Below are 21014 nucleotides of genomic sequence, written 5' to 3' on the forward strand. Positions count from 1 at the left end.
TTACCCGGATATAAAGCGAGAAAACGCAGAGACCCGCCATGTCCGACCCATTCGCCCCATCCTGCACCGCCTTCGAAGGGCCCCGACGGCTGGCCTCCGGCTCCCTGAGCGAGGTCGCCCTTGCGGTGAAAGAGGCGGTCGATGGCGGCTCGCTCCAGCCCCTGCTCGTCTTCGACGACGCCTCGGGACAGGCGATCGATTTCGATCTCCGCGGCACCAAAGCCGATGTGATCGCGCGCTTGCCCGCGCTCGCCGCGCGACTGGCGCCACCACAGACCCAGCCACTGCAGACCGAGGAGGAGACGGCGGCCGGACCGCGCGGCAAGGGTCGCCCGAAGCTGGGCGTGATCGCCCGCGAGGTGACCTTGCTGCCCCGGCATTGGGACTGGCTCGCCGCGCAGCAAGGCGGCGCCTCCGCCGCCTTGCGACGCTTGGTCGAGCAGGCTCGGCGTGCTGGCGGCGCGAGCCAGCAGCGACGGGTGGCGCGGGAAACCGCCTATCGCTTCATGTCGGCGATGGCCGGCAACCTCGCCGGCTTCGAGGAGGCGGCGCGCGCTTTGTTTGCCGACGACCGGCCCCGCATGGAATCGCATATGGCGACCTGGCCCGAGGACATCCGCGACCACACGCTGCGCCTGGCCCGGGGCGATCACGTCCAGCCGACCGAAATCTGAGGAAAGGCTCGCCGGGCCATGCCCTATGTGGAAACGAACCGCGTCACGATCGCCTATGAGAGCTTCGGCCCGGTCGATGGCGAGGTGATCCTGCTGATAGCGGGCCTGGGCACGCAGATGCTGCGATGGAGCCCGGAGTTTTGCGACAGGCTGACAGTTCAGGGCTTTCGCGTGATACGGTTCGACAATCGCGATGCCGGCCTGTCGACGCATCTGTGCGACCATCCCGCCCCGGATTTCGCCACCCTCTCGGCCGCCGCCGCCAACGGACAGCCGTTCGCGGTTCCCTATACGCTCGTGGACATGGCCGACGACACGGCCAGCCTGCTCGACACGCTGGGAATAGAACAGGCCCATCTGGTTGGCCGCTCGATGGGCGGGATGATCGCGCAGATCGTTGCGAGCACGTATCCGCACCCCACCCTGTCACTCGCCGCGATCATGTCCACCACCGGCAATCCGGAGCTTCCCAAGGCAGCGCCGGAGGTCATGGCGATGCTGATGCGACCGGCACCGGCTCCTTCAGTGGACCTGGAGGGATATCTCGCCCACAGCCTCGCCTTCGCGCGTCGCATCGCCGGTCCGGGCTATCCCTTCGACGAGACGGCCCAGCGCGCACTCATCATGAGCGAGCTGGAACGGTCATATGATCCAGCCGGCACGAGCCGCCAGATCGCCGCCATCGCCGCAACCGGCGATTTGCGTCCGCGCCTGAGCCACATCACCGCGCCGACCCTGGCGGTGCATGGCGCGGATGATCCCCTGGTCCCAAAGGCAGCCGGCGAGGATATCGCTGCCTCGATCGCCGGCGCCCGGCTCATGATCATCGACGGCATGGGCCACGACCTGCCGGCGCCGCTCTACGACAGGGTGGTTCGAGCGATCGTCGAAAATACGCGCAGTGCTCGGTTTCAGAAAGCTTGAAGGACAGCCGGCCGGAATGCCGGCGATCGCTGACAAGTCCGAGGCGCCCCCCGCCTGTGTTGTGAAGCGGACACATTGCGCAACAAGCGGTGTCGTGGGTGCTTCACCCTCTATGCGCGTGTTCGGCTGGTCGATAAGCCCGCCTCCTGAGGCTCGCCGGAGGCGGGTATGGGGAGATACCGCTTATGCTGACACGTCGCCTCTTTGCCCTGGCGCTGACGGCAGCCCTCGCCGGCTGTGTGACGAGTGTGCCTCCGCTCTCGGTCGACGAAATCAAGACGTGGAAGGTGGTTTCGGTCGAAGGCGTCGTCGCACCCGTGGCGCGTTCCGGCTGGATGTCGGTCAAGCACGACTTCATGAAGCTCAAACGGCTGGAGATCATCGTCAAGCCGAGCGAAGAGCGCGGCCTCCCCCAGCAGATCATCGAACCCACTCTGCCGCTCGAAGAGTATCGCGCCTACATCGCCAGCCAGTTCTCCCAGCGAGTGAAGACCTCGTTTACCGGGCCGCTTCAAGGCCAGCTTCACGGGGCCCGGCCCGTGCGCATCGTCGTGTCGATGCACCACGCCCTGATCCTCGACGCCAATGCGCGCTTCGGGGCGATATTGTGGGCGGGACAGTCCGGCGATGAAAACACGCTCACCGCAAGTATCGAGGTCGTCGACGCCCGAACCGGCAAGACGCTGCTGACCTATCCCCAAAGCGTCACGAAAGGGACGGGTGGCGCCCTGGGCCTCGCTTTGAGCGGCGGGCCGATCATCGAAAACGACCCCATGATCCGCATGCTGAACAGCCTCCGTGAGCGCTTCACCGCGTGGCTGCTCAAGCGAGCCTAGAGCGTTTTCGAGCGAAACGGACACCGGCTCGCGTGAAGACAACGCGTTGAGACAGAAAGCTAGGGCAGTTGAACGATCCAATCGGATCGGCAACTGCTCTAGCGTCCCGGGTTGGGGACCGGTACATCCAAATCCGTGCGAGGCCTCAGATCTCTCGCGGAAAAAGCGCCGCGTTCTTTCACGCGCCGCCTCAGTAAAGCCCGGCGATGGACCCCGGTGAAACTTGCGTCTAGGGTGCCTCCAGTCGGGGGACGAAGCGGCCTGGCCTTTCCAACATCGTGAGGATTTTGCAAGGGAGCGCCTTCCGGCAAGCGGCCTCCTTCTTCGCGCGATACCATCGCCGTATATGCGTAGCCCCAGGCGGATCTCATGACCCAGCAGAGCCGCAGCGACACGCTCGAAGCCGCCCGCAAGGTTGCGGGCGAGCGCCCTTCGGAACCGGGCGCCTCGAAGCCGTCGCCGGACGGCCTCGGCCTGGTCGTCGGCATCGGCGCATCGGCCGGCGGGCTCAATGCGTTCAAGGCTTTCCTGAAGACCATGCCGACGGAGAGCGGCATGACCTTCGTGCTGGTCCAGCATCTGGCGCCCGACCATAAGAGCATGCTGACCGACCTTTTGGGACAAGCGACCGGCATGCGCGTGCTGGAAGCCGAAGACGGCGTGATGGCGGCGGCGAACACGGTCTATGTCATTCCACCGGACGCGACCCTGATCCTCCGGGATCGTCGCTTGCAGGTCTCCAAACCCGCACCGCCGCGCGCCTTGCGCCGGCCGATCGATACGTTCTTCACCTCGCTTGCCGAAGATCAGGGCGAAAATGCCGTCTGCATCGTGCTCGCGGGCACCGGCAATGACGGCGCGCTTGGCCTGTCGGCGGTCAAGGAGAATGGCGGCCTCACCCTGGCTCAGGCGGAGTTCGACCACATTGCAATGAGCGGCATGCCGCAAAGCGCCACGGCGACCGGCTTCGTCGACGAGGTGATGCCGGTCGAGCAGATGCCGGCGCGGTTGCTCGACCATCAACGCCATCTCTCCCTGGTCGCGCCGCGCAAGGACGATGATGGAACACGGCGCGACGCAGGCAGACATCTGGTCACGATCAGCGCCCTGCTGCGCAGCCAGATCGGCCATGACTTCGTCCACTACAAGGAAAAGACCCTGGTTCGTCGCGTCCAGCGCCGCATGCAGGTGCTGCAGATCGATGAAGTTCCGGCCTATATCGCCCGCCTGCGTGACGACCCGGACCAGATCGATCTGCTCTTCCGCGAACTCCTGATCGGGGTGACCCAGTTTTTCCGTGACCCAGAGGCTTTCACGGCGCTGCAGGCTGCGTTGGCGCCGAAGTTTGCGGGCGACCAGCGCGACGATGACACTGTCCGGATCTGGGTGCCGGGCTGCGCCACGGGGGAGGAGGTCTATTCGCTCGCCATTCTCGTAAGGGAGATCATTGCGCAGCGACCAAGCGCGGTGAGAGTCCAGATCTTCGGCACCGATATCGACAACGCCGCGATCGCCTTCGCCCGCCATGCACGCTACCGCAAGATGACCGGCGTGACGCCCGAGCGGCTGGCGAAATGGTTTTCCGCCGACGGCGACGCGTATTGCCCGGTGAAGCTGATCCGCGAGATGTGCGTGTTCTCGACCCACAGCGTCACCAAGGATCCGCCCTTCTCCAAGCTCGATTTGATCTCCTGCCGCAATCTCCTGATCTATATGAATGCGGCCCTGCAGGACCGCGTGCTGAAAACCTTTCATTACGCGCTCAAGCCGGATGGCATGCTGTTTCTCGGGCCGTCGGAAAGCATGACGCGCCAGAGCAGGCTCTTTGCCGACAGCGACAAGAAGCACCGCATCTTCCGGCGCGAGGACACGGTTGCCACCTTGCCGGACGTCGCGCTCCGCGCGGCCTCCTTCGCAACTCCGGATCTGCCGCCGGCCGGGCTTGCCGCCAGTCCGGGAGAAGACCGGATCGACAAGACCGCGCGCCGGATGCTCGAGAAATACTCTCCCGTCTATGTCGTCATCGACAAGCACCACGATATCCTGCGCTTTTCCGGCGGTGAGGCCGGGCACTATCTCGAACCGTCTTCGGGAGCGGCGAGCCTCAACCTCTTCGGCATCCTGCGAAAGGCCTTGCGGCCGATCGTGCGAAGCACGCTGCAGCAGGCACTCTCCAAGAAAGCCGCGGCGGTGCACGAGGCCGTGCCGGTCAGGATCGATGGGCAGATCCGGGCTGTCACCGTCATCGTCGAGCCGCTCGCTGAGGGCGGACTATGCGTCGTCGCCTTTCGCGATGACGGCATCCGTGTCGTCAGCCGCAGCAGGAAGGCGACGATCGCGAGCGAAGCCGCCGCCACGGCCGCCATGGAGCACGAACTGCTGACGGTGAGGATGCAGCTGCAGGCGACGGTCGACGAGCTGGAAACGATCAACGAGGAAAGGCGGGCCGCGGCGGAAGAATATCAATCGGCCAATGAGGAGCTGCAATCGTCGAACGAGGAGCTGGAAACCTCGAAGGAGGAGATGCAGTCGATCAATGAGGAGCTTCAGACCGTCAATGCCGAGGTGGTCAGCAAGAACGAGGCGCTGACGCATCTGAACAGCGATCTGAAGAACCTGCTCGATAGCACCGAGATCGCCACCAGCTTCCTGGACAGCAATCTGCGCATCAAAAGCTTTACCCCGAAGATGACCGATATCTTTCATCTGCGCGACAGCGATCGCGGGCGCCCGATCACCGACATCACCTCCATGCTCGGCTATGACGAGATCGAGGACGATGCGCGCCAGGTCCTGCGCGAACTCTCGGTCGTCGAACGCGAAGTGCAGATCAAGCATCACGGCATGAGTTTCCTGATGCGGATGCGGCCCTACCGCACCATGGACAATGTCGTGGATGGCGTCGTGATCACCTTCATGGACATCAATGAGCGCAAGAAGGCGGAAGAGACGCAGGACCTCCTGGTCCGCGAACTCAATCACCGGATCAAGAACCTGTTCGCGGTCACCAACGGCGTGGTTTCGCTCAGCGCGCGCTCGGCCGGCACGCCGCAGGACATGGCCAGGGCGATCCGGGGCAGGCTCGAGGCCCTGGCGCGCGCGCATGAATTGATCATCCCGGCACTGGGCGGGGGCGGCGAAGCGATCAAGCGGGGCACGACACTCGATGCGCTGGTGACGGCGATCGCATCGCCCTATCGCGAACAGGAGGGCGATCGTGCCCGCGTGGCGATCAATGGCCCGAACGTGCCGCTTGGCGGGCAGGCGGTCACCAGCCTGGCGCTGGTTCTGCATGAACTGGCGACGAACGCCACCAAATATGGGGCCCTGTCATCCTCCAAGGGCGATATCGCCATCTCCTGGTCCGTCGTCGAGGGCGCTCTGGCGCTGATCTGGGAGGAGCGCGGTGGGCCGGCGGTCGCTGGTCCGCCGCTTGGACAAGGGTTCGGAAGCCTGCTCGTACGCCGCAGCATCGAGGGCCAGCTCGGCGGCGTGCTCGCCTATGACTGGAAGGCGGAAGGGCTGATCGTCCGCCTGTCGATGCCAATGGAACGATTGCTTCAGTAAAATCGTTTTAATCTACCAGTGCTCACGATTGGAGCAGGAGTCCTGCCTTGCTCCATACCTTGCCCCTGCCCCTGCTGCCGGCGATCTTGATTGTCGACGACGAGCCGTTCATCGCGCTCGACCTTGCTTTGGCGGTCGAGGATGCGGGCTGTCTTGTCGTCGGGCCGGCAGGAAGCGTGCGCGAGGCTCTTAGCCTGCTCGCATCGAGCCGTGTGACGGCCGCCATCCTCGACGTGAACTTGAGCGACGGCGATGTGACGCCGGTCGTCGATATCCTGGTCGCGCGCGGCATTCCGCTGATCTTTCAGACCGGCGTCGGACTGCCGCCTTCACTGAAGGCGCGCTATCCCGACCTTCTCGTCTACGCCAAGCCCGTCATGTCCGAGCGGCTCGTGGACATGCTGATCGGGCTGATCCCGCAGGCCTGATCCCGCGAGCCTGATCCAGCCGCTTCAAAAGGCTGACGCGAACCGCAGAGGCAGATGCAATCGCATGCCGGGTCGCCGTTCGGATCTCGCTCGCAAAAGCGCCTGTCATCCCGGTTCTCCCCCAAAGCGCCCTGTGAGGCGCGTTGCGGCTTGGGAAGGCATTTATGCATTCGATGTGAAGGGCTTAATCGACACATGATGCGGAAGGCAAAATTTCTGATCCGATACGATTAATCTAGTTTTTGTCCTAAAATTTTTCAGAATTTATCTGGTCGATCGACGCTTTTGCAAAATAAACGAGCGGAACATTTCTATAATCTGCGTGTTTTAAAGCCACCTGACCAATTCACGGGATATCCTTTCCGGCTGGTTCATGCGAAGGATTACTTCCATGCTGAAGACATTTGCCCTGATTTCCGCCATCGCCATCATTCCTGCGACGGCTTTTGCCCAGAATGCCCCGGCAGCCGGTGGCGCGGTTGGCGGCGCGGCGACCGGAGCGATTGGCGGCGCGATCGTCGGCGGCCCGGTTGGCGCCGTCGTCGGCGGTGTTGGCGGAGCGGTGGTCGGGGCGATCATCGGCGACCAGACGCCGCGGTTCCAGACCTATGTCGTGGAGCAGCGCCGTCCGTCCTACACCTATGCCGAGCCGCTCGTCGTCGGCGCGACACTGCCGAATGAAGGCGTCACCTACTATGAGGTGCCGCGTGAATATGGTGAGACCAATTATCGCTACACGGTGATCAACAACCGCACCGTACTGGTCGATCCCAGGACCCACCGCGTCGTGCAGGTCATCCAGTAAGCCGGATCGCCTGACCCAGAAGTGGCCGCGCCCTCGCGCGCAGCCGCTCCTCTATACCGGGTCACAGGCCTGCTCCAGCGATGGGGTGGGCCTTGGCCCGTTCGATGCGCGTTAGTTCGCGCAACGATGCCGCTCTCGACGGGCTTTGCCCCTCGACATCTGCGCCATTGAAAGCCGTCGCCGACCATTGCCGCATCGCTCGACAGCCCTGTCGAGCGATCGCCGGCGATGTGCAAGAGGAGACCGATATGGCGCTCGAGCAGACCCGTGTGCAGATCGTGCCCAAGCCTTGGGGATCGACCGATCTTTCGCCGTGGAGCGAGGCCGGACATGACGGCGTCGCGATCGGCGAGCTCTGGTTTCAGCGGCGCGATCCCAAGGCGCCCGAGCCTGCCTTGCTGCTTAAATTGCTGTTCACGCAGGAGGCCTTGTCGATCCAGGTGCATCCGGATGATGCGCTCGCGCAGGCGATGGGGCAGGCACATGGCAAGACCGAGGCCTGGTACATCCTCTCGGCTACGCCGGAGGCCACGGTCGGCGTTGGGCTGACATCCGTCCTCACCAGCGCGCAATTGCGCTCCGCCATCGCGGACGGGTCGATCGCTGAGCGCCTGCAATGGCGCAAAGCCGTCAAGGACGACGTCATTTTCGTGCCGGCGGGAACGATCCATGCGATCGGCGCAGGCCTCGTGCTCGCGGAGATCCAGCAGCGCAGCGATACGACGTTCCGCCTGTTCGACCATGGCCGTGCGCGCGAGCTTCATATCGAGCCGGGCGTCGCCGCCGCCCATGCCGGGCCTGCCGAGAGCCAGGCGCCGCCTGAGCGCCTGAGCGACACCAGGACCCTGCTCGTCGCAAGCCCCTATTTCGTCCTCGAACGACTCGATCTGGCGGCAGGCTCGACCTGGGAGCTGGACGCCAGGCACGAGACCTGGCTGGTCGTCATCGCCGGTGATGCTCAATTCGGACCATCCCAGGCAGGCATCGGCGAGGGCTGCTTCGTCGAGGCCCAGACGATGCGCATCAAGGCAGGCCGCGATGGCCTGACCTGCCTTGTGGCCTATGAGGCCGCCAAGCCGAGCCATGACCTTTTGCGCGCCCTGGACGGAAGCTCTGCGCTTGCGCCGGGCAACGCCGCTTTTCAGCCACCGCTGCTCCTCCCCGCACTGGCGGGTTTGCCGATCCCCTTGACGGAGACAAGACCATGAGCCCGCTCCACCGCATCGCCTTCATCGGCAATTCGCTCCCGCGCCGCTGCGGGATCGCGACCTTCACCACCGATCTGCAGCAGGCGGTCGCATCGTCGGGTGCGGGCGTGGACACGTCCATCATAGCCATGAACGACCATGGTCATGGCTATGACTACCCGCCTTCCGTCCATTGCCAGGTTCGCGACGAGCGGCTGGAGGATTACGCACGCGCCGCCGATTTCCTGAATGACGGCCGGTTCGACGTCGTCTCGCTCCAGCACGAATTCGGGATCTTCGGCGGTGAAGCCGGGGGCCACATCATGGCGCTGCTGTCGCGTCTGACGGTGCCGGTCGTCACCAGCCTGCATACCGTCCTGTCCGCGCCGACTGCCGTGCAGCGCGACGTCATGGAGCGGATCATCGACGCCTCGGCGCGGGTCGTGGTCATGGCCGAGAAGGCGCGCGACTTGCTGCGGACAGTCTACCGGCTCCCCGCCGACAAGATCGAGGTCATCCCACACGGCATTCCCGCATTCGCCTTTCTCGAGCCTGACGAAGCCAAGGCCAGGCTCGGCTTCAGCGGCCGCTCCGTCATCCTGACCTTCGGGCTATTGTCGCCCAATAAGGGCATCGAGGTGATGATCGACGCGATGCCCTCGATCCTGCGCCGCCGCGCCGACGCGGTTTATGTGGTTCTGGGCGCGACGCATCCCAATCTGGTCCGCGAGCAGGGCGAGGCCTATCGCGCCAGCCTGATGGGCCGTGTGCGCGAGCTCGGCGTCGAGGATCACGTGGTCTTCCTCGACCAGTTCGTCGACCAGGCGACGCTGCTCGGCTTCATCTCGATGTGCGACGTCTATGTCACGCCCTATCTCAACGAGGCGCAGATGACGTCCGGGACGCTGGCCTACAGCTTCGGCCTGGGCAAGGCGGTGGTCTCGACACCGTACTGGCACGCGCAGGAACTGCTCGCCGATGGGCGCGGCATCCTGGTGCCGTTCGGCGATGCGGTTGCGATCGGCGACGAGATCGCCGGCTTGCTGACCGATGACAGCCGGCGGCAGGCAATGCGGCTGCGCGCCTATGCGAGCAGCCGCTCGATGACGTGGGAGCGAACCGCCAAGCGCTATCTCGCGGCATTCGAGGCGGCGCGCCGGGGCCGCATGCTGAGCGTGGTCGCAGGTACAGCCCAGGCGAAGCCTTTGCCGCAGATCGCCGCGCCTCCCGAGATGCGGATGTGCCATTTCCTGAGCATGTGCGACGATACCGGCCTGTTCCAGCACGCCGTCCATTCCGTGCCCGATCGCACGCATGGCTACTGCGTCGACGACAATGCCCGGGCGCTGCTCCTCGCCTGCGTGCTGAACAGCACCAGTGAGCCGCGCCTGTCGGACGCGCTGACGGCGCGTTTCGCCTCGTTCGTCCAGCATGCCTGGAACCCCGATACGCGGCGATTCCGCAATTTCATGAGCTTCGACCGGCGCTGGCTCGAGGATACCGGTTCGGAAGACAGCCACGGACGGACACTCTGGGCGCTTGGCGAATGCGCGCGCAGCGATATCAGCCCATCGCGTCGGCAATGGGCTGCCGCCCTGTTCGCGGAAGCCTTGCCCGTGGTCGAGGAATTCACCTCGCCCCGCGCCTGGGGCTTCGCCTTGCTCGGTCTGGACGCCTATTGCGCCATTGCCGGTGCCCCGGCGACGGCGATCTGGCTGCGCCCACTGCTGGCCGACCGGCTGCTCGGCCTGATGTCGGCGGTCGAGACGCCGGACTGGGTCTGGTTCGAGGACGGGTTGTCCTATGACAATGCGCGCCTGCCCCAGGCCCTGATCGCGACCGGGGTTTCGATGAAAGTCCCGGCTTATGTCGAGGCCGGCTTGCGCTCGCTGCGCTGGCTCACGGCCTTGCAGACAACGCCAGCTGGCTTGTTCAGGCCGGTCGGCTCGGACAGTTTCGGCGACAAGCGCTGTGCGCCCAAGGCCTTCGATCAGCAGCCGCTGGAGGCGACCGCGACGATCTCTGCCTCCCTTGCCGCCTGGCGCGCGGATGGCGATCCGCAATGGCGGGCCGAAGCGGCGCGCGCCTTCGCCTGGTTCCTGGGCCACAACGACCTCTCATCCCCCTTGGTCGATCTGGACACGGGCGCCTGTCGCGACGGCTTGCACCGCGACCGAGCGAATGAGAACCGCGGCGGCGAATCCGTGGTATCCTACCTCATCAGCCTCGCCGAGATTCGCCAGCTAGCCCGCATCAGCGGGGACCGCCCGAAACTGGCGCCGCTTCGGGCCTTGCACGCCTGAGCCTCCGGCGAGCACGCACAAACAGACTGGGGTCGCCTTGTCCCAATCCAGCTTCCTGAACCGGCAGGCCCTGTATCTGCGCCCCGACCCTGCCAGGGTCGTGGTGCGCCGGTTCGGCCCCCAGGCGGAGCCCAGGGATCTCAACCACACCGACAGGATCCGGGCGAACCATATCGTCGGGCGGGTCCTGTCGCTCGATGCCGCGACAGCGGAGAGCCTGCTCGCCGAGGTGCTGGAGAATTTCAAGGGCCGGCACCGCAACCTGCTGGAACGGTTCGAGGCTCGTGCCGACGAGATGGAGGAGGCCTTCGCGACGCATGGCGACTTCACTCAGGTCCAGCGCCGGCTGGTCGGGTCCTATTTCCTGCATGAATATTCCTTTGAGGCGGCGGCGCTCTTCAACCCGAGCATTGTCTCGCATCCCGACCAGTCCGGCGCGCCCCCGGGCGGGCGCCGCTTCATCCTGAGCCTGCGCGCCGTCGGCGAGGGGCATATCTCATCCCTGACCTTCCGCTCCGGCTCGATCGCAGCCGATGGCAGCGTCAGCATCGACCCGACCTCGCGCCTGGCCTCGATCGCGACCTTGCGGAACCGGATGGCGCGCCTCGATGGCGAGGATGTCGAGGTCACCTTCTCCACCGACGGCGATATCAGCGAGCGGGTGATCTTCCCCGTGACCGCAGCCCAGTCGAACGGCATAGAGGATGCGCGCTTCGTTGCCTTCGAGGAGGACGGCAAGACCGTGTTCCGCGCGACCTACACGGCCTATAACGGCAGGGGCATCCGCTCCGAATTGATCGAGACCAGCGACTTCCTGTCGTTCCGGATGTCGCCGCTGCGTGGCTCGGCGGCCGTCAACAAGGGCATGGCTCTGTTTCCGCGCAAGATCAATGGCCGCTACGCCATGATCGCGCGGCAGGACAGTGAGAACCTCTACCTCATCTACTCCGACGATCTCCTCACCTGGGAGGCCGGCGGCGTCGCGCTGCTGAAGCCGCAATTCCCCTGGGAATTCATCCAGATCGGCACCTGCGGCTCACCGATCGAGCTTGACGAGGGCTGGCTGCTCCTGACCCATGGCGTTGGACCGGTCCGGAAATACTCCATCGGCGCGGTCCTGCTCGACAAGGCGGACCCGTCGAAGGTGCTGGCGCGCACGCGCGAGCCCTTCGTCCGGCCCGAACCCTCCGAGCGCGAAGGCTATGTTCCCAACGTCGTCTATACCTGCGGCGCGATGCGCCATAACGACCAGATCATCCTGCCTTATGCCGTCTCCGACACCTTCTGCAATTTCGCGACAGTCAGGATCGCCACGCTCCTGCAAGCCATGGAACGCCATGATGCGGGAATGGGCATATGACGGAGACGAACCGCTTCCAGCAAGTCGGCCCGGACAATTGGCCTCTCCTGTCGAGAAGGGCATTGGATCACATTGATTTCGATATGGTTTAGCTTGATTTCGGTAGCCAATTTCGACGTGAATTCAAATTCTGGTAGCGTTGAAATTTGACTTACTGAACTTACTCGCCTAAGTTGGCCTTGCCGATATTTGTCTGGTTGACTGTTTTTTCTCGCGCTTCGGCGCGTCTCTGACGAACTCCCTTTCGAAATCGTGCTGATCCCGCCGCGCATTCGCGTGACGGTCGACGAATATTATCAAAAGGAGAGTTCGCTATGGCCACTGGCACAGTGAAATGGTTCAATTCCACCAAGGGCTTCGGCTTCATTCAGCCTGATGACGGCAGCCAGGACGTGTTCGTCCATATCTCTGCCGTCGAACGCGCCGGAATGCGCGAGATCGTCGAAGGCCAGAAGCTCGGCTACGAGATGGTCAAGGACAACAAATCCGGCAAGATGTCCGCCGAGCAGCTGCAGGCAGCCTGACCGCCATTCAACCTCGCCGGTGACCACGGATGTACTGGCATCGCGACGAGGATGAAGAACACGAAAAGGCCAGGCTCACGCCTGGCCTTTTTCATAGCGTCGGCTTTTGCCGCCGGCGCTAAAGCGCTTTGTTTCCATGCATGTTCTTCACGCAAACCGGGCTCTGCTTCGCTCGGAAATGCTCCAACCAGGAGAAAGCATCTGGCCGAGAACTCGAAATCCCGCATCCAGGCGGAGGCCGCATTCCTCAAGATCCAAACCCACGCCTTGCCGGGCACTCGGATCATATCCGAGGCCGATATCGTCGATCTGGCCCGCGACGCCAACACCGCGAGGCTGAAGGAACTGCGACTGAACCGGGAGGCTCTCGACCGTGCCGCCGCGACTGTTGTTCCGCCAAAGCTGAAAATGCGCAGGAACCCGACTTCGGCGTGACCTGGTCGAGCGCGTTCTTCGGTGCGCGCCGGACGGCAACGATCACGCCCTGTTGCGTCGCTTCTACTGATGGGATTACGCCTTGGACATCGACGTTACGCCAAAACCCGACGAAGCAGCCTGGCTGCTGACCGACCTGCTCGGCCGGCCCATGGGGCATGTCGCAGAGGAACCTGCCGGCGAATTCAAGATCCATCCCGCTGGTCAGGCGCTGCTGACGATGAAGGCGATGAAATGCGGCCCCTTCAGAACACTCGATGATGCCTTGGCCGAGATCGAACTCTTTACCCGGGGCACCTGCAGGCGGGTGTTGGGCGGCGATCCGCCGGCAGAGGCAGACGCGGCCTCCTAGAGCAATTTCCGATCCAGTTGGAACGCTCTAAGCGGGACGTCGCTTGGCCGGGGTGCCTGCAGGCAGATTGATGAGCCGGGCCTTTCGCGAGGCCTTTGCCTCCTCCGATACCGGCATTGTGGCCAGCGTCTTGTCGATATGACGGCCTGCGACGGCCCGCGCCTTCAACTGCTGGCGCTTGCGGGTGACATTGCCGGGCGCATCCGCTGGTTGCGACAAATCCATGTCGTGGGCGATGGCCGGGTTGTCCGGCTCCGTTGCCTGATGAGCGAGAGCGGGGTGGGTTATCTTGATGGCGGTAGAATTGGTCATTAGGAGTCAATGATCAGCGCGCCATTTTGTTCCGGCTTTCGCGGGGATCTCTTACCTCGCCGAATTGATGCGAGATCAGAGACAAGAACTGTTAAGATTACGGGCAGGCGATGGTCGTTCGCGGGCGAGCCCGACCAGCGCCCTGCCGGCGCCCCGATCAGGGCCTCCGCCTAGCGGGTTCCGGATTTCAGAAGGCATCAACTATGCTTATCGGCACGCCCAGAGCCCTGTTCGCATGACCGCCCCATGGTGGCAGGCGGGCGTGATCTACCAGATCTATCCGCGCTCCTTCCAGGATACGGATGGCGACGGCATCGGCGATCTCAAGGGCATCGCGCGGCGGCTCGACTATCTCGCCGGCCTCGGCATCGACGCGATCTGGCTCTCGCCGATCTATCCCTCGCCGATGGCCGATTTCGGCTATGACGTCGCCGATTATTGCGGGGTCGATCCGCGTTTCGGCACGCTCGCCGATTTCGACGAACTGCTGGACCAGATCCACGCGCGCGGGCTCAAGCTCGTGCTCGACTTCGTGCCGAACCACAGCTCCGACCAGCACCCATGGTTCGTCGAGAGCCGCTCCTCGCGCCTCAATCCGAAACGGGACTGGTATCTCTGGCGTGAGCCTGCGCCAGATGGCGGGCCGCCCAATAACTGGATCAGCGATTTCGGCGGCTCGGCCTGGGAGTGGAACGAGGCCACCGGGCAATATTACTATCACGCCTTCCTGAAGCAGCAGCCGGACCTCAACTGGCGCAATCCAGCCGTGCAGGCGGCGATGCATGAGGTGATGCGCTTCTGGTTCGACCGCGGCGTCGATGGTTTCCGCATCGACGTGCTCTGGCACATGATCAAGGCGGCGGATTTCCCCGACAATCCGCCAAACCCGGCCTATCTGCCCACCATGGGCGATATGCACCGCGTGCTCCAGCTCCACTCGGCTGACCAGCCGGAGGTCCATGCGATCGCCGCCGGCATGCGCGCCATCGCCGACGGATATGGCGCAAGGGGGCAAGGCGAGCGCCTGCTGATAGGCGAGATCTATCTGCCCGTCGATCGTCTGATGGACTATTACGGCGGAGCGCAGGCCGGCGTGCAATTGCCTTTCAACTTCCAGCTCATCGACGCTCCCTGGCAGGCGCGCTCGCTTGCCGCCCTGATCGCCAATTACGAGGCCGCTCTACCGCCGGGCGGCTGGCCGAACTGGGTACTCGGCAACCATGATCGGCCGCGCATCGCCAGCAAGCGCGGTGAGGCCCAGGCCCGCATCGCTGCGATGCTGCTGCTGACGCTGCGCGGCACGCCCACCCTCTATTACGGTGACGAGCTGGGCCTGAGCGATGTTCCAATCCCGCCCGCGCAGCTCCGAGACCCTCGCGAATTGCGCGAGCCCGGGCTCGGCCTGGGCCGCGATCCGGTCCGGACGCCGATGCCGTGGGACGCCGGCGCGCATGCCGGCTTCAGCACGGTCTCGCCCTGGCTGCCGCTCAATGCCGACTGGCCGATGCGCAATGTCGCGGCGATGGCAGGCGAGCCGGCCTCGATCCTGACGCTCTATCGCCAGTTGCTGACCGTCAGGCGTGCGCATCCGGCATTGGCGATCGGTGATTTCAGTTTGCTGGACTCAGAAGGCGATGTGCTCGCCTATGAGCGCCGCTACGGGGCGCAACGATTGATCGTGGCGCTCAATCTCGGGACATGCGCACAGCGCTTGGACTTGCCGATTTGGGCAAGCGAGCACCGGCTGATCCTGTCGACGCGCGGCGAGGCGCCGCTCGTCGAAAGCAACGTGCTGCTGCTGCGGGCGGATGAGGGCGTGATCCTCGCGACCTGATCGCGGTTTTTAGAGCATTTACGAGAAGGACGACGATTTGCGTATCGCCATGCTGGCGCCGATCTCCTGGCGCACCCCGCCGCGCCATTACGGTCCATGGGAGTTGGTGACGAGTCTGTTGACCGAGGCGCTGGTGGCGCGCGGCGTCGACATCACGCTGTTTGCCACCAGGGATAGCTGGACGGCGGGCACGCTGGCTGGTGTCTGCCCGGCTCCCTATTCCGAAGACCCCAGCATCGACGCCAAGGTTTGGGAGATGCTCCATGTCGCCCATGTCTTCGAGCGTGCCGGCGAGTTCGATCTGATCCACAACCAGGCCGATTTCGTGCCCCTGGCCTTCTCGCGACTGGTCGAGACGCCAATGGTGACGACGATTCACGGCTTCTCCTCGGAGCGCATCCTGCCGGCGTTCAAGGCCTATCAGGACCGTGTCCACTATGTCGCGATCAGCGCTGCCGACCGGCACCCGGATCTGCGCTATGCGGCGACGATCCATCACGGCATCAGGCTGGAGGACTTTCCGTTCGATCCGGAGGGCGGCGAAGACCTGCTCTTCTTTGGCCGCATCCACCCCGACAAGGGAGCAGCCGAGGCGGTCGCCACTGCGCGCCGGTCAGGCAGGCGGCTGATCATGGCGGGCATCGTCCAGGATCAGGGCTACCACGCCGAACATGTCGCGCCTGCGCTCGACGGCCGCCGCGTCGATTATCTCGGCCCTGTCGGTGGAGAGGTCCGCACGAAAACCCTGGGCTCGGCGCGGGCGCTGCTCCACCTGATCAATTTCGAGGAGCCGTTCGGGCTGTCGGTCGTGGAGGCGCTTGCCTGCGGCACGCCGGTCATCGCTTCCAGGCGTGGCTCGATGCCGGAGCTGATCGAGCATGGCGTGACCGGCTTCCTGGTCGACAGCGTCGATGAAGCCGTGGACGCGATCGGCCGCATTGGCGAGATCGATCGCGCCGCCTGCCGGGCATCGGTCGCGGCGCGCTTCACGGTGGATCGCATGGCGGATCGATACTGGGAGCTCTATCGATCGCTCCTGGCCTGATGGCCCGGCCTTGCGAATGAGGCCGCTCCTCCGGGGGGTTGCTTTCTCTGGCCGGCGATCATCCGCAGCGTTGTGGTCTTGCCGCAGCCGGATGGACCGAGCAGCGAAATGAACTCGCCCTTCTCGATCGTCAGCGTCATACCGTCGACCGCGCGATGCCCGCCGAAATCCTTGGTGAGGCCATCAAGGATCAGATAGCTCATCGGGGTGATGCACTCGGTGCGTAGAGTGGCAATGGCGTCATCAGCGCGGCGGCACGCGACCTGATCTCATCCTCGCAGGCGGCGATCGTCGGCATGCCCTGCGCCGGCCTGTGCTGCGCATGAGCGTGAATAAGTTCGGCGACCCAGCCGGCGACAATGCGCAGTTGCTGCTCGCTCAGCCCCCGTGTCGTGCAGGCCGAGACACCAAAACGCAGCCCCGAGGTTTGTGTGGCGTCGACATCGTCGAACGGGATTTCGCAGCGATTGCAGGTGATGCCGGCGCGGTCGAGACTTTCGACAAGAGCCTGGCCGCGCAGGCCAAGCGATTTGAGATTGGCGATGACAAGTGGCGTATCCGTGCCCGAGGTCAGGACGTCCACGCCCTGCACCATCAACTCGTCGGCGAATGCGCGGGCATTGGCGAGCACCGCGTGGCCATAAGCCGCGAATTCGGGCCGCAACACTTCGCCCAGGCAGACCGCCTTGGCGGCGATGGCGTGCAGCAGCGGGCTGCCCTGGACTCCCGGCGACGCCGCTTTGGCGAGCCGTTCAGCCAGCTCCGCATCATTGCAGAGGATCAGCCCGCCGCGCGCGCCGCGAAGGGATTTGTAGGTGGTCGTCGTCACAATGTCGGCGAAGGGAAAGGGATGAGGATGAGCGCCGGCCACGACCAAGCCGGCAAAATGGGCGATGTCGACCAGCAATCTGGCGTCGACTTCGTCGGCAATCGCGCGCAAGGCGACAAAATCGATGGCGCGGGGATAGGCCGCGCCGCCGGCAACGATCAGCCTCGGCCGATTGGTCCGCGCCAGCGCACGCAGTTGATCGTAATCGATCAGCCCCGTCTCCCGGTCCACGCCATAGAACACGGCCCTCGCCATCGTGCCGCTGAGGTTCGACTTGCCGCCATGGCTGAAATGGCCGCCGGCCTCGCCCGACATCGACAGAACGATGTCATCAGGCGCCAGAAGCGCACGGAAAACGGCAAGATTGGCCTGGATGCCGGAATGGGGCTGGACGTTGGCGAAGTTGCAGCCGAACGCGGCGCAGGCGCGCTCGATCGCCAGCCTCTCCAGCTCATCGGCCCATTCAGCGCCGGCGTGGAACCGCCGCCCGGGATAGCCGACGACCGTCTTGTTGGTGAAGACCGAGCCTTGCGCGGCAAGGACGGCGCGGCTGACGAAATTCTCCGATGCCACGAGCTCGACGGCTTCACGCTGCCGTCGTTGCTCGGCTGCGATCAGTCGTGCGACCGTCGGATCGGCCTGCGCGGCATCGTCGGAGAAATAACCCGCATGCAGCCATGCGATGTCGTCGACCGCCGTCGGACGAACCAGGTCGAGGCCGGCAGCCGGCGACGGAGAAGCGGATTCCATGATCACAATCTCACAACGGCCTTGTCGGCATGCTCGCCGAAGGGCAATGACGCCATTTCCGCCACCGTCACAGGCTTGATCGGCGTGCGCAGGCGATAATGGCCGACCTCCTCGGGCGAGACGCCCCGCCCGGCGGCGAACATCTCCGTGACCGTCAGGCCGCAGAGGCGCCCCTGGCATGGGCCCATGCCGCAACGCATGAAGAATTTCAGCTGGTTGGGCCCCAGGACGCCCTGGGCCATCACCGCCTCGATCCGGCGCGCAGGGACTTCCTCGCAACGACAGACGATCGTGTCGCCGGTCGGAACCCGAAACTGCGCGGGTGGGTCGTAGAGAACATCGAGGAAGCGCCGCGCCTTCAGATCGCGGTCGAGCGCCTTGATATCCGGCAAGGCCGACCGATCGCGCCTTGCCCTGTCGATGCGCCCGAGACGGAAGGCGGCATCCAGGGCCGCGATGCGGCCGCGCCGAGCCGCGGATTGCGCCCCGCCGATGCCGCCGCCATCGCCTGCGACCGCGACGTGGTCAAGTGAGGTGGCGCCCCAGCGGTCAACCACTGGCTGGAAGCTGCGCTGCTCCGCGTTCCAGACGATCTTGCAGCCCAGTGCATCGGGCAGGTGAAGGCTCGGCACGACGCCCTGATGGAGCAGCAGGGTGTCGGCGTCGATCACCGTCTCCCTGTCGCCGCCGGTTCGATAGACGACCCTTTCGAGGCGCTCGCCGCCCAATCCGCTGAGATGGCTTACGCCTGAGACGACCCGCACCTTCCGGCGCACCTGCGCCAGCAATGCGAGGCCCTTTGCGGCGTAGGCGGAAGCCAAGAAGCGCGGCAGATGTCGCAGCGCCGCGCGCCAGTTGCGCTTCGGGGTCGTCTCCAGGATGAGGTCGATCCGGCCGCCCGCACGCAGGATCTGCACCGCAAGCAGCCAGAGCAAAGGCCCGGTTCCAGCCAGGACCACGCGGCCCGACGGAACGAGATCAGCCTGTTTCAGCAGGATCTGCGCCGCACCAGCGGTCATCACGCCAGGCAGCGTCCAACCCTCAATCGGGAACGGCCGCTCCTGTCCACCGGTCGCGACGATGATGCGTCGCGCCGACACTATCCGGGTCCGGCCGTCGGTCAGGAAGGCGATCTCGCCTGCGGGCGATATGTCGAACACCGTGCCGCCGGCAACGTAGTGCACGGGGCTGCTCGCCAGCGCATCGACCAAATCCTGGCCGCGCCGATAATCGGCGCCGAGCGCGGCACGCGTAGCTGCCGCCGCCTCCGTGACGCCACGATAGATCTGCCCTCCAGGCGATGGCTGCTCATCGAGCAAAACCGTCGATATGCCTAACCCCGCCGCTGTCGCCGCCGCCGCCATTCCCGCCGGGCCGGCGCCGATCACGGCGAGATCGTGGCGCTCGAGCAAGGGTTGCGTCGTCATCGGCCGAGCTCCCGCCTGCCGCTCTGGGTTTCGACGACCATGCCGTCGCGGACGCGGGTCATGCAGCCCTGGCGGCTGCCGACGCCATCCACCACGACGAGGCAATCAAAGCAGACGCCCATCATGCAGTAGGGCCCGCGCGCACGGCCCTCGACCACGGTGGAACGGCAGCTCGAGATCCCGGCGGCGAACATTGCAGCCGCGACGCTGTCGGTCGCCTTGGTGGTGAGCTGTGCGCCATCGACAGTGATGGTCACGTCCGGCACCGGTCGATCAGTGAACCGTCGAAACATCGAACCTCCCCGTGCCGAACACCGGCAATTCCGTCGAGACGCGCGAGGCGGCGATGAGAGGCGCCAGCGTCTGGGCATGGCGCGGCGCCAGCGTCACGCCGCTATGGCAATTGGCGATGAAGGCGCCGGGATGCTCGCGCGATTCGTCATAGACGGGGCAGCCATCCCTGGTCATGACGCGCTGTGCCGACCACGTCCGCACGATGTTGACGTTGCCCAGCCCCGGGAACATCCGCATCGCGCGGTCCGCCATCTTGGCGAGAACATCGGTCCCGACCGTCAGGCTCGGGTTCCCCTCCTCGATGGAATCGCCGAGCATCACCGAGCCTTCATCGGCCTGCCGCACGGTGATCGTCGGGTAGTGCAGGAAGGGCTTCATGCGCTCGGTGACCAGCACCTGCCCTCTCTGCGGCCTGACCTGGGCGTTGAGGCCCACCATCGGGGCGAGGCGCTGGCTGTCGTTGCCGGCTGCTATCACGACCTTTCCGGCAGCGATCGGCCCCGCATCGGTGCGGGCAAGGAAGCCGCCAGCGCTGGCCACAAGCGTCTCGACTCGGTGATTGCTCAGATAATGCCCGCCCGCCCTGCCGAAGGCGGTATGCAGGCCCCAGAACAGGCGCATCGAGTTGCACTGACCGTCGAGCGGACAATAGCTGGCGCCGACAACCTCCGGGCCGATATCCGGCATCATCTCGCGCACCGCGTTATGGCCGAGGATTTCATAGGGCAGCGGCGTCATGGTCGGCTGCGCATTGATCCGCGCCAGATGCGAAGCGCGCGCCTCCAACTCGGCCTCGGACAGGCACAGATGGAAGCCGCCGGGCCTGGTGAAGGCGAGGTCGATCTCGGTCAGCGCCGCGATTTCATCCCGGAAGGCAGGCCAGAGATCAGCGGCGCCGCGGGACCAATCGGAATATTCCGGCATGCCGAGGCCTTTGGTCTGGACCCAGATCAGCGAGAAATTCGCGACCGAGGCGCGCCTCGCCCGGTCATCCTCGTCGAGCAGCGCCACGCGCTGTCCCGTCTTGGCCAGCCCATAGGCGATGGCGGTTCCGACCAGGCCCCCACCAATGACGGCGATATCGTATTCAGGCGTCACGAATGCTGTTCCTCGGCGCGTATGCGTCGC

Annotated in this window: 19 protein-coding genes and 1 pseudogene; 14 read left to right on the forward strand and 6 right to left on the reverse strand. The window is 64.8% G+C overall.

All coding sequences use genetic code 11. The annotated features are described in order from the left end of the window. The first annotated feature begins 38 nt into the window (after positions 1-38). The 12 genes from ACSQ3P_RS11155 to ACSQ3P_RS11210 all read left to right on the forward strand — a co-directional run bounded on the left by ACSQ3P_RS11155 (position 39) and on the right by ACSQ3P_RS11210 (position 13395). Entirely contained in the window at positions 39-674 is a 636-nt protein-coding gene (locus tag ACSQ3P_RS11155; RefSeq protein WP_436165642.1) for a DUF2239 family protein, read from the forward strand. A gap of 18 nt (positions 675-692) precedes the next feature. Next, positions 693-1598 carry an alpha/beta fold hydrolase gene (locus ACSQ3P_RS11160; protein WP_436165643.1) on the forward strand — a complete coding sequence of 302 codons (906 nt, stop codon included), beginning with the start codon at positions 693-695 and terminating at the stop codon, positions 1596-1598. A 185-nt stretch (positions 1599-1783) separates the two neighbouring features. Further along, positions 1784-2434, forward strand: a complete 651-nt coding sequence (locus tag ACSQ3P_RS11165) for a hypothetical protein (RefSeq protein ID WP_436165644.1) — start codon at positions 1784-1786, stop codon at positions 2432-2434. A gap of 369 nt (positions 2435-2803) precedes the next feature. After that, positions 2804-6001, forward strand: coding sequence for a chemotaxis protein CheB (locus ACSQ3P_RS11170; RefSeq protein WP_436165645.1), 3198 nt, complete (start codon positions 2804-2806; stop codon positions 5999-6001). Positions 6002-6048: 47 nt separating this feature from the next. Continuing rightward, a complete protein-coding gene (locus tag ACSQ3P_RS11175; protein WP_436165646.1) occupies positions 6049-6429 on the forward strand; it encodes a response regulator in 381 nt (126 codons plus the stop codon). A gap of 391 nt (positions 6430-6820) precedes the next feature. Beyond that, positions 6821-7234 (forward strand): DUF1236 domain-containing protein, encoded by a 414-nt coding sequence (locus tag ACSQ3P_RS11180; protein ID WP_436165647.1) that lies wholly within the window; start codon positions 6821-6823, stop codon positions 7232-7234. A gap of 248 nt (positions 7235-7482) precedes the next feature. Then, the gene (locus ACSQ3P_RS11185; RefSeq protein WP_436165648.1) at positions 7483-8442 is read left to right on the forward strand and encodes a class I mannose-6-phosphate isomerase; all 960 of its coding nucleotides are present in this window, start codon (positions 7483-7485) and stop codon (positions 8440-8442) included. After that, positions 8439-10724: a glycosyltransferase family 4 protein gene (locus ACSQ3P_RS11190; protein WP_436165649.1), complete on the forward strand. Its 2286-nt coding sequence runs from the start codon at positions 8439-8441 to the stop codon at positions 10722-10724. The genes ACSQ3P_RS11185 and ACSQ3P_RS11190 overlap by 4 nt, the downstream gene beginning before the upstream one ends. Before the next feature lie 37 nt (positions 10725-10761). Further along, positions 10762-12084, forward strand: coding sequence for a glycoside hydrolase family 130 protein (locus tag ACSQ3P_RS11195; protein ID WP_436165650.1), 1323 nt, complete (start codon positions 10762-10764; stop codon positions 12082-12084). A gap of 314 nt (positions 12085-12398) precedes the next feature. Continuing rightward, complete coding sequence (locus ACSQ3P_RS11200) at positions 12399-12608, forward strand: cold-shock protein (RefSeq protein ID WP_069689777.1); 210 nt, start codon at positions 12399-12401, stop codon at positions 12606-12608. A 51-nt stretch (positions 12609-12659) separates the two neighbouring features. Then, positions 12660-13043, forward strand: a complete 384-nt coding sequence (locus ACSQ3P_RS11205) for a hypothetical protein (protein ID WP_436165651.1) — start codon at positions 12660-12662, stop codon at positions 13041-13043. Between the two features lie 82 nt (positions 13044-13125). Beyond that, positions 13126-13395 (forward strand): hypothetical protein, encoded by a 270-nt coding sequence (locus tag ACSQ3P_RS11210; protein ID WP_436165652.1) that lies wholly within the window; start codon positions 13126-13128, stop codon positions 13393-13395. A gap of 27 nt (positions 13396-13422) precedes the next feature. Here ACSQ3P_RS11210 and ACSQ3P_RS11215 read toward each other — a convergent pair whose 3' ends face one another. Then, a complete protein-coding gene (locus tag ACSQ3P_RS11215; RefSeq protein ID WP_436165653.1) occupies positions 13423-13614 on the reverse strand; it encodes a hypothetical protein in 192 nt (63 codons plus the stop codon). A 328-nt stretch (positions 13615-13942) separates the two neighbouring features. On the opposite strand from ACSQ3P_RS11215, the gene ACSQ3P_RS11220 reads away from it, so the two are divergent. Next, complete coding sequence (locus ACSQ3P_RS11220) at positions 13943-15541, forward strand: alpha-amylase family glycosyl hydrolase (protein WP_436165654.1); 1599 nt, start codon at positions 13943-13945, stop codon at positions 15539-15541. 37 nt (positions 15542-15578) lie between these two features. Then, positions 15579-16586 (forward strand): glycosyltransferase family 4 protein, encoded by a 1008-nt coding sequence (locus ACSQ3P_RS11225; protein WP_436165655.1) that lies wholly within the window; start codon positions 15579-15581, stop codon positions 16584-16586. Between the two features lie 29 nt (positions 16587-16615). On the opposite strand, the pseudogene ACSQ3P_RS11230 reads toward ACSQ3P_RS11225, so the two are convergent. From ACSQ3P_RS11230 to ACSQ3P_RS11250, 5 genes and pseudogenes are all read right to left on the reverse strand, one after another. Continuing rightward, positions 16616-16789, reverse strand: a pseudogene (locus ACSQ3P_RS11230) (ATP-binding cassette domain-containing protein); the annotation flags it as partial. After that, entirely contained in the window at positions 16786-18165 is a 1380-nt protein-coding gene (gene glyA, locus ACSQ3P_RS11235) for a serine hydroxymethyltransferase (protein ID WP_436165656.1), read from the reverse strand. The pseudogene ACSQ3P_RS11230 and the gene glyA, both read right to left, overlap by 4 nt. Positions 18166-18167: 2 nt before the next feature. Further along, complete coding sequence (locus ACSQ3P_RS11240) at positions 18168-19592, reverse strand: NAD(P)/FAD-dependent oxidoreductase (protein WP_436165657.1); 1425 nt, start codon at positions 19590-19592, stop codon at positions 18168-18170. Next, entirely contained in the window at positions 19589-19885 is a 297-nt protein-coding gene (locus ACSQ3P_RS11245) for a (2Fe-2S)-binding protein (protein WP_436165658.1), read from the reverse strand. Before ACSQ3P_RS11245 ends, ACSQ3P_RS11240 begins: the two co-directional genes overlap by 4 nt. Beyond that, a complete protein-coding gene (locus ACSQ3P_RS11250; RefSeq protein ID WP_436165659.1) occupies positions 19866-20984 on the reverse strand; it encodes an NAD(P)/FAD-dependent oxidoreductase in 1119 nt (372 codons plus the stop codon). Before ACSQ3P_RS11250 ends, ACSQ3P_RS11245 begins: the two co-directional genes overlap by 20 nt. Positions 20985-21014: the final 30 nt, after the last annotated feature.

The sequence above is a fragment of the Allobosea sp. LjRoot9 genome, from assembly GCF_964252745.1.
Taxonomy (GTDB): domain Bacteria; phylum Pseudomonadota; class Alphaproteobacteria; order Rhizobiales; family Beijerinckiaceae; genus Allobosea.